Raw genomic sequence first — 10,211 nt, forward strand, 5'->3', positions numbered from 1 at the left:
AGCAGGTACACAGTTGTTTTCAAAAGTGAATGCACGGGCTTTTGATACGGCTTTTATCGGATGGAATAATGATTCTGCGGATCCTCATACAATGGCTTCACGTCTTGTTTATAATCCAGATAATCGGCTTGAGGCAAAAAATACAGCCTATCCTAGTTGGCAGCATGGGTATTTTGATGCCAAAATGAATAAAAAAGTTGAAGAGGCGTTGTTTCAAAAAGATCCGCAAAAACGGGCACAAATATATGCTGATTTACAACGTGAACTTATGCAAAAAGGACCTTATGCGTTTATCTATCAGAAATATACTGTTATTGCGATGACGCCTGATGTCAAAAAGTGGGTTTGGAATAGTGCGCCACATATTTTTTATAGTAAAATTGAAAAATAAGAGTGTCTTCAATGCTGTTCAATAGATAAAGGGCATCGTCATGATATATTCGGCGTATTGTATAAACTTTCAAGTTTTGCAATGCGTCGAAGATCATAGGTAATGCGTGATATATTGTTGAATGTCTTTTCAAGACATTCGTTTAAAGATATTTTTCATTCTCATTAGAGGTGTATTTAAGTGGATGTTAAGATCGATATTTCAATTTCTCTGAATTAGAAAGTGGTCAATTTATTTGTTAAAAAACTGAGTATAACATAAAGAAACTAAGTGTAACAAATATCGCGGAATTTAGTGGTGCTAAAGGTGCAAAGGTTTTGCTGTGTTGAAGGAAAGTTTTGTTATGGGTGGGTACACAAGGGATATCAGTTTTTTATAGTGTTCATATTTTCTTTTGCTTTGAAAGATGATGAGATGTCATTTGGAGGGTGTTATTTTACGGGGAGTGATGAAAAAATTAAATTTTCTTTTGAAGAAGGAATAAAAGTCGTTGCACTTGGCAAACTGACAAATTTTCCTGTTTTATCAAATCGTCAAATTATTATGAAGGCTCTTTGTTATTAAGGTACTTGAGCCAAAAGGGGTAGTGCTTTGATGGTATAGAACACGCCGGAAGAAATACGAGACAAGCTTGCTTAACAAGATAGAAAAAATACAGGTTTTATAGTCTTCAATAGTAGGCGTTATGATATCGTGAATAAGCTCTGTTGTTGGTGAGCGTTCATTGTATATCAGAGTGTTTTCCTTTGTATGTTTTAGTTTGGCTTATAAGTGTAGACAGGAGGAGTCATTGACAAGAGGTGCTTGTTCGTGAAGGTTTTAAAGTTTGATCTTTAAGAGCCTATCGTTCGTCTAAACTTAATTATTAAGCACGTTTTGCTGCATGGGGAATTTATACAATAAACGTTAAAAGGAAAATTCTATGAACGTGAAAGGTTCTATGAACGTGAAAAGAAAAATATTGAAAAAGGGCAGTTCTTTTGTTTCTGCTGTTCTTGCAATGGGGATGTTTGTGCAACAAGTTTCAGCGAAAACACCTGCTGATACGCTTGTGATGGCTTGGAATCTTGATACAATAAGTACATTTGATCCCGCACAAATCAATGATCGTTATGGTAATGAAGTTCTTGTCAATGTTTGTGATAATTTAGTCGTTTCTGCTACAGATGATGCTGCTAAAATGGTTCCTTCGTTAGCAAAGAGTTGGGATGTTTCAAGTGATGATCAGAGTACTGTGATTACTTTTCATTTGCGTGATGGTTTGAAGTTCAACGATGGTCGTCCTGCGAATGCCAATGATCTGATTTGGAGCATGAAGCGGGTTGTTCAATTGAAGATGGCTACTGCGGCGACATTTAATGAATATGGGATTACAGAACAAAACGTTGATGAGGCTTTTCAAGCACCGGATGACAAAACGGTGGTGATGAAATTTGATAAACCTTATCCAGCAGAGCTTATTCTTAGCCATTTTGCCACTAGTCGTACTCTTGCTTTGCTTGATCGTGAGACACTCATGAAACACGAAAAAAATGGTGATATGGGAAACCGGTATTTGGCAAGTCATTCTGCTTGTGTTGGTCCTTATCAGCTAGAGAGTTGGCGTCCTGGAGAAGGGATTTTGTTGCGTGCAAGCTCCAATTATTGGGGGGAGGAGCCTAAATTGAAGAAGATTTTAATTCGCCATGTTGCGGAACCTGGAACACAACGTTTATTGTTGCAAAAACACGATATCGATGTTGCACGTAATCTGATGCCAGAGGATTTGGCAGATCTCCAAGCAACAACGGATATTAAAGTTGAAAGAGTGTTAGAGCCATCCGTGATCATATGGGGGTTCAATGTGACAAATCCAATTTTTGCCAATGAAAAAGTACGTTTAGCGATGCGCTATCTTATTGACTATGAAGGACTCGGTAAGACTCTTCTCAAAGATGTTGGTATTCCACGTGCAAGTTTTATTCCTCTTGGTAATCTTGGGGCTTTGGATGAAAAAGAAGGGCAACCCTTTAAACTTGATCTCCCAAAAGCAAAGCAACTTTTAACAGAGGCAGGTTATCCGGATGGTTTTGAGGCCAGTATTTTTGCTGGTGCCTCTCCTTATCCTTTTGCTTTGCCTATTGCTCAGTCTCTCCAAGACAATGCAAAAAAGGTGGGGGTGCGTTTTAAAATTGAACGTTTCGTAGGCACGCAGTTATTTTCAAAACTATCTGCACGTACTTTTGATACGATTTTTTTCGGATGGAATAATGATTCTGCGGATCCCCATACAATGGCTTCACGTCTTATTTACAATCCTGATAATCGGTTTGAGGCTAAAAATACAGGCTATGCGAGTTGGTGCCATGGGTATTTGGATGAAACTATGAATCAAAAGGTTCAAGATGCGTTGTTTCAAAAAGATCCAAAAAAACGGGCGCAAATGTATGCTGATTTGCAACGTGAATTTATGCAGAAAGGACCTTATGCTTTTATCTATCAGACGTATCACACGATAGCGATGACACCTGATGTTAAAAAATGGGTTTGGAATAGTGCACCACGTATTTTTTATAGTGCAATTGAAAAATAAGAAGGATCAGGTTTATAAAATATAAAAAACATGATCATGATATATTTGATGTATTGCAAAGCTCTTTAACACTTTGCAATACGTTGAATTTTATCGGGAATGGATTTCTATGTTGTGTAGAGAATTTTATTTCAAAACATTCTATTGGGAAGAAAGGTTATTTATCTCGATAAATTCTACGTGTATAGATATTAATATTTTATATTTCAATTTATGTGTATAAAAAAGTAATAAATTTGTTTGTTGCAAAAGACAGGTGTAACGAATAAAGCAAAATTTAGTGTTTCTGAAAAAATGGGGGACTTTAAAATGTTTTAGTGAAAAAACTATTTTATGCAGATACGTGGGGAAACATCACGCTACTCTTCTTATACCTCAGTACACTCCTTATGACTTAAAATATGATAATCTATAGGTTCGAAGCTGTTATTTGATACGGAGTTATAATAAAGTTCGAATTTTCTTCTGAAAAAGGGTGAAAGTGGTTACTAAAAAATTTATTCAGAATCATCAAAATATTAAATTGTCTTGAGGTTTTTGAAGCAATTAGAGTAGCGCTTTGATGATACTTTTTAGAAAATAGCAAGAAGAAACTTGAAGAAGAAATCTTTTTGATGAAGCAAAGAAGAATTTTGGCCTGATATGCTCTGAATTGTAAGTGCCGTGATGTCGCGTGCTATCGTGCGTGATAGCTTTATTTTAATCAGATCGTTTTGCGTTGCATATGTTCATTTGTCCTATACGTGTTCGGGGGATGTGCTTTTGAAAAGTGGTTGCTGCTCTTGGAAGTTTTGATGTTTTACCTCTAGGAGGCGTGTTTTCTAAGCATGATCTTATCATTTTTGCATGTTGTCACATGGGGAAGTTATACAATAACCTTAAACCTTAAAAGGAAAATTCTATGAACGTGAAAAGAAAAATATTGAAAAAGGGCAGTTCTTTTGTTTCTGCTGTTCTTGCAATGGGGATGTTTGTGCAACAAGTTTCAGCGAAAACACCTGCTGATACGCTTGTGATGGCTTGGAATCTTGATACAATAAGTACATTTGATCCCGCACAAATCAATGATCGTTATGGTAATGAAGTTCTTGTCAATGTTTGTGATAATTTAGTCGTTTCTGCTACAGATGATGCTGCTAAAATGGTTCCTTCGTTAGCAAAGAGTTGGGATGTTTCAAGTGATGATCAGAGTACTGTGATTACTTTTCATTTGCGTGATGGTTTGAAGTTCAACGATGGTCGTCCTGCGAATGCCAATGATCTGATTTGGAGCATGAAGCGGGTTGTTCAATTGAAGATGGCTACTGCGGCGACATTTAATGAATATGGGATTACAGAACAAAACGTTGATGAGGCTTTTCAAGCACCGGATGACAAAACGGTGGTGATGAAATTTGATAAACCTTATCCAGCAGAGCTTATTCTTAGCCATTTTGCCACTAGTCGTACTCTTGCTTTGCTTGATCGTGAGACACTCATGAAACACGAAAAAAATGGTGATATGGGAAACCGGTATTTGGCAAGTCATTCTGCTTGTGTTGGTCCTTATCAGCTAGAGAGTTGGCGTCCTGGAGAAGGGATTTTGTTGCGTGCAAGCTCCAATTATTGGGGGGAGGAGCCTAAATTGAAGAAGATTTTAATTCGCCATGTTGCGGAACCTGGAACACAACGTTTATTGTTGCAAAAACACGATATCGATGTTGCACGTAATCTGATGCCAGAGGATTTGGCAGATCTCCAAGCAACAACGGATATTAAAGTTGAAAGAGTGTTAGAGCCATCCGTGATCATATGGGGGTTCAATGTGACAAATCCAATTTTTGCCAATGAAAAAGTACGTTTAGCGATGCGCTATCTTATTGACTATGAAGGACTCGGTAAGACTCTTCTCAAAGATGTTGGTATTCCACGTGCAAGTTTTATTCCTCTTGGTAATCTTGGGGCTTTGGATGAAAAAGAAGGGCAACCCTTTAAACTTGATCTCCCAAAAGCAAAGCAACTTTTAACAGAGGCAGGTTATCCGGATGGTTTTGAGGCCAGTATTTTTGCTGGTGCCTCTCCTTATCCTTTTGCTTTGCCTATTGCTCAGTCTCTCCAAGACAATGCAAAAAAGGTGGGGGTGCGTTTTAAAATTGAACGTTTCGTAGGCACGCAGTTATTTTCAAAACTATCTGCACGTACTTTTGATACGATTTTTTTCGGATGGAATAATGATTCTGCGGATCCCCATACAATGGCTTCACGTCTTATTTACAATCCTGATAATCGGTTTGAGGCTAAAAATACAGGCTATGCGAGTTGGTGCCATGGGTATTTGGATGAAACTATGAATCAAAAGGTTCAAGATGCGTTGTTTCAAAAAGATCCAAAAAAACGGGCGCAAATGTATGCTGATTTGCAACGTGAATTTATGCAGAAAGGACCTTATGCTTTTATCTATCAGACGTATCACACGATAGCGATGACACCTGATGTTAAAAAATGGGTTTGGAATAGTGCACCACGTATTTTTTATAGTGCAATTGAAAAATAAGAAGGATCAGGTTTATAAAATATAAAAAACATGATCATGATATATTTGATGTATTGCAAAGCTCTTTAACACTTTGCAATACGTTGAATTTTATCTGGAATGGATTTCTATGTTGTGTAGAGAATTTTATTTCAGGAATTCTTATAAAAGATGTGTTTGTGTGAATGTTAAGATTGAATATTTAAACTTCTATTGATACAATTTTCGAATGAAATAATGACTCTAGATATCCCCATAAAACGGCTTCAAGTTTTTTTACAACCCTGATAATCGATTTGAAATTAAAAATATAAACTACTCTAGCCGGTGTTATGGGTATTTTGATGAAGCTATAAATCAAAAGTTTAAAGATGTGTTGTTTCAAAAAGATTCACAGAAACGGGCGTAAAGAATTGAAAAATGGTAAGTTTGTTTAGTGAAAAAACAGGTGTAACAAATGTGGCAGAATTCACTGTTTCCGAAATAGCAGGGGCCCTAAAGCGTGTTGTTGAAGAAAAGTTTGGTTATGTACGGGTACGTGGGGAGATATCAGGTTACCGTGGTACTCATGCTTCGGGACATGCTTATTTTGCTTTAAAAGATGATAAGGCACGGTTGGAAGCTGTTATTTGGCGTGGAATGATGGAAAAGCTCAAATTTCCTCCTGAAGAAGGGATGGAAGTGATTGCTGTTGGTAAACTTACGACGTATCCAGGATCATCGAAATATCAAATTGTCATTGAGGCTCTTGAACCAACAGGGATTGGTGCTTTGATGACACTCCTTGAAAATCGTAAGAAAAAGTTTTTAGAAGAAGGCTTGTTTGATGAAGCTAAGAAAAAAACTTTGCCTTATATGCCTCGAACTATAGGCGTTGTAACATCACCAACAGGTGCTGTTATTCGTGATATTATTCACCGTATATCCGATCGTTTTCCGTTGCATATTTTGGTTTGGCCTGTACGTGTTCAGGGGGAAACAAGTGGGAAAGAAGTGGCTGTTGCTGTTGAAGGTTTTAATGCGTTGCCTTTAGGAGGAGTTATTCCTAAGCCTGATCTTATTATTGTTGCACGGGGAGGGGGAAGTTTAGAAGATTTGTGGGGGTTTAATGACGAAGCTGTTGTTCGTGCTGTTTATGAATCTTCTCTTCCTGTTATTTCTGCTGTTGGGCATGAAACGGACTGGACCTTGATTGATTATGTGGCTGATTGGCGTGCTCCAACTCCCACCGCCGCAGCAGAACGGGCTGTTCCTGTTAAGCTTGATCTTGAGGTGCTGGTGGCATCGCTTGCTGCACGTTTGCGCAAGGGACTAGCGCGTTATTTGGATTTTTATCGACAAAAATTGCGAGCTACTCTACGAGCTCTTCCGACTGCCGATCAACTTTTTGCTCTACCACGGCGTGGTTTGGATGAAACTTCAAGTCGATTGCAGCGTGCTCTTTGTGTGAGCTACGATAAAAAACGTTTTTCTTTTCATGCACTTGGTGTGCGTCTTTCACCGCGTTTGTTAAATAGTGAAAAAGCACAACGCAATACAAAGGAATATACGGCACGTCTTCAGCGTGCTTTTGTGCGTAGTGTGGAAAAACAACGTGCTGGGTTAGAGGTAGTATCTAGGCTTTTAAAAAGCACTTCATATCAGAATATTTTGGAGCGCGGTTTTGTTTTGGCTTTGGGGAAAGAGAATAAGCCCATTAAACGCTTGGCTCAGTTTCCTGAAACGGGGCACATAAATTTACGTTTTTTTGATGGAGATATCAGTGTTGCAACACAAGAGCCTATTTCCGCTAAACGTTCAAAACACAAGCAAATAAAGTCGCCTAGCGATGATCAAGGAATGCTCTTTTAATACGGGGGTTAATGCCATGCTTGCGGAAGGTCTTCTTAAGGGAGTGGATGGAAAAGTTCGTTGCGCATGGGCTGGAACGGATCCACTTTATTGTGCTTATCATGATACCGAATGGGGAAAGCCTATTTTTGAGGATATTCGTTTGTTTGAGAAAATTTGTCTTGAAGGTTTCCAAGCGGGACTTTCTTGGTTTACAATTTTAAAAAAACGCTTTTTTTTTCGCATTGCATTTGATCACTTTGACTTTGAAAAGATTGCTCATTATGATGAGCTAAAGGTGCAAATGTTAATGCAGAATAAAGACATTGTTCGCCATCAAGGAAAAATTCAATCAGTGCTTAATAACGCATTGAGAGCACAAGAAATTATAACAGAGTGGGGAAGTTTGTCCCACTATTTTTGGTCTTTTCAGCCACCACCATCAGAGCGTTATGAAAAAATAGATTTTCAAACACTGTTGGCTAACCCTATGACACCTGCTTCTCTTCGTCTTTCTCAAGACTTGAAGAAACGTGGCTGGACATTCGTTGGTCCCACAATTTGTTATGCTTTTATGCAGTCCGTAGGGATTGTTAATGATCATCTTGAAGGATGTTTTTGTCGATAAATTGGCAAACTGTCTTTTGTAAGAGTAATGATCAATAGGATAATAATTGAATTATTTAATAAATGTATAGATTATACAATTTCACTGTATAAGATAATTGAAATATACAAACTATACAATATTAATGATTTTCTACTGTTGTTGGCACTAAAAACGATAAAGGTATAATTTTGAGGATGAAAAAACAGACGCCAAAAGGAGTGATACCTTAACTGTTATGTATCTGAAGTGAGATAATGGTAATATCTTGTATGTTTTAAAGAAACATTTAGTACACCAAAACCCATTTCGCGGTGGCGCCTGTGAATGGTACAACGGTAAATCCATTGAGCACCTCCATCTTTACGCTTATGAAGGAGCAAATCAGCACCATCATACACTTTACTAGCTCTCAATGTTGTGCAACAGTCTTTGGCATTTGTAATGGTTGAGAAGAGTTTTTTTTATTTCTGTTAATGACATGACCGTTATAATTAATGAATATTTTATTCATGCTTATTGACGAATGCAAAGTGGTTTTTAGATGGGGTGCTGTTGTTGCATTGTTTTTCTTTGCTTGTATGACTGTCGGTTTATTTATATGTAGGTCGATTGCTCAATGCTTACCTAGGTAATAAAAATAAAATACAGCGATGAAAAATTGAAGTTAAATGACTCAAGCTGCTTGTGTTGGGTTTTATTATCTGATAGCTTTCCTCTATTAGTAGAGTGATCTTGCCGCGTGTGCGCTCCAATTTTTTGGAAGATGATTAAGCTCATGCAGGCTTGTATCCACTACATTGCTTCGTTGAATCTCTGTATGTTTCCGCTGGAAACGAGAGTTCTGTTGCTGTATGTTGTTTTATGCTCTATTTTTATAGTGGCAAAGCGATGATGCACACTAAAGTTTAGAAGGGTTTATATTCGTTATGTCTTTAGGGGGGAAGCGTCTAATGAATTTTGTTTTTATCAATGGGGGAATGCATTTTAGTGTGTATTCTTTTATTGTAAGCTTTATTTCTCAAAAGATAAAGCGTGGAAGGAATGATTCTTCTCATTTTTCTTTTATCTTTGTTAACGCGTTTGGTTTTGTTGGTAAAAACGTAAAACTTTTGACACTTATTTTTCAAAAAATTAAGCAGCTTTTTGTGGGGGGTAGCGTTTTAGAAAAGATATTTTCTTATGTCTTTCTGCTGTTCCAGTGCCGTTTTTGTCATGTAGTAAAGATGCGCCGCATTTTGAAACTGAGTGTTTGAGGGGGATGACTATTTTTAAAGTTTGCATATTTTATTTTAAATATCGCCTAAAGGAATAGAATAATGAATTCATAAATTTTTGCGTAATGATTTTTTAAAGCTCACTATTTTTTGGGGCGATAAGGCTTATTGATGATTAATAGGGAACTGATATAGTGCATTATCATATGCAAAGAAAGGTTATGAAAAGAATGTAATACTAGTTAGCAAAACATATATTGTATGTTCGCTATGGTTTATTGAGACGTAAGTCAATGAATTTATCAAGTAGATGACTCTGTGTAGGTGATTAAAAATATAAGCGATTAGAACGTATTTATTCAATGTTATAATTATAAATTTGCTATATTATTTCAGCGTCATTAATTGATAAAAAATAAATAAAGGGAAAAGTTTATGAACTTGAAGAAAACAATATTGAAAAGTAGCAGCTCTCTTGTTGCTGCTCTTATGGCTTTGGGGGTAGTTGGACAACAGGTTTCAGCAAAAACACCGGCTAATACCCTTGTGATGGCTTGGAATCTTGATGCAATCAGTACGTTTGATCCCGCCCAAAGCAATGATGTTTATGCAAGTGAAATTATTTACAATATTTGTGATAACTTGGTGAGTACTGCGACAGATGATCCTGCTAAAATAGTTCCTGCTTTAGCAACGCATTGGGATGTTTCAGGTGATGATCACAGTACGGTGATTACTTTTCATTTGCGTGATGGTTTGAAGTTTAATGATGGCAGATCAGCCAATGCCAATGATCTTGTTTGGGGTATGAAGCGGATTGTCAAATTGAAGATGGGTAATGCGGCAATTTTTAATGAATATGGAATTACAGAACAAAATGTTGATGATGCTTTGCAAGCTCCCGATAAGAAAACAGTTGTGATGAAATTTGATAAGCCTTATCCAGCAGAGCTTATTCTTAATAATATTGTTGCGAGTCGTGCAACAGCTTTGCTTGATCGTAAGACGATTATGAAACACGAAAAAGATGGTGATTTGGGAAATCAGTATTTGAAGAGTCATGCTGCTTGTGTTGGTCCTTA

General features: G+C 37.2%; 6 protein-coding genes and 3 pseudogenes. 8 read left to right on the forward strand and 1 reads right to left on the reverse strand.

The annotated features are described in order from the left end of the window. From ACFIJZ_RS08700 to ACFIJZ_RS08725, 7 genes and pseudogenes are all read left to right on the forward strand, one after another. A pseudogene (locus ACFIJZ_RS08700) lies at nt 1–391 on the forward strand (ABC transporter substrate-binding protein); the annotation flags it as partial. 414 nt (nt 392–805) lie between these two features. Beyond that, nucleotides 806–955: a hypothetical protein gene (locus ACFIJZ_RS08705; RefSeq protein ID WP_273790725.1), complete on the forward strand. Its 150-nt coding sequence runs from the start codon at nt 806–808 to the stop codon at nt 953–955. Between the two features lie 376 nt (nt 956–1,331). Further along, nucleotides 1,332–2,963, forward strand: a complete 1,632-nt coding sequence (locus ACFIJZ_RS08710; protein ID WP_375631715.1) for an ABC transporter substrate-binding protein — start codon at nt 1,332–1,334, stop codon at nt 2,961–2,963. A gap of 901 nt (nt 2,964–3,864) precedes the next feature. After that, nucleotides 3,865–5,496 (forward strand): ABC transporter substrate-binding protein, encoded by a 1,632-nt coding sequence (locus tag ACFIJZ_RS08715; RefSeq protein ID WP_375631715.1) that lies wholly within the window; start codon nt 3,865–3,867, stop codon nt 5,494–5,496. 212 nt (nt 5,497–5,708) lie between these two features. After that, nucleotides 5,709–5,881: pseudogene (locus ACFIJZ_RS10205) on the forward strand (ABC transporter substrate-binding protein); the annotation flags it as partial. 14 nt (nt 5,882–5,895) lie between these two features. Then, entirely contained in the window at nt 5,896–7,326 is a 1,431-nt protein-coding gene (gene xseA / locus ACFIJZ_RS08720) for an exodeoxyribonuclease VII large subunit (protein WP_375631717.1), read from the forward strand. Further along, nucleotides 7,304–7,933: a DNA-3-methyladenine glycosylase I gene (locus ACFIJZ_RS08725; protein WP_375631719.1), complete on the forward strand. Its 630-nt coding sequence runs from the start codon at nt 7,304–7,306 to the stop codon at nt 7,931–7,933. The genes xseA and ACFIJZ_RS08725 overlap by 23 nt, the downstream gene beginning before the upstream one ends. A 245-nt stretch (nt 7,934–8,178) precedes the next feature. Here ACFIJZ_RS08725 and ACFIJZ_RS08730 read toward each other — a convergent pair. Then, nucleotides 8,179–8,358, reverse strand: a pseudogene (locus tag ACFIJZ_RS08730) (integrase); the annotation flags it as partial. A 1,206-nt stretch (nt 8,359–9,564) separates the two neighbouring features. Here ACFIJZ_RS08730 and ACFIJZ_RS08735 point away from each other — a divergent pair. Further along, nucleotides 9,565–10,211, forward strand: a 647-nt coding sequence (locus tag ACFIJZ_RS08735; RefSeq protein WP_375631721.1) for an ABC transporter substrate-binding protein, incomplete at its 3' end; no start/stop codon positions are given.

This window comes from Bartonella sp. CL70QHWL (assembly GCF_042194855.1).
Classification (GTDB): domain Bacteria; phylum Pseudomonadota; class Alphaproteobacteria; order Rhizobiales; family Rhizobiaceae; genus Bartonella.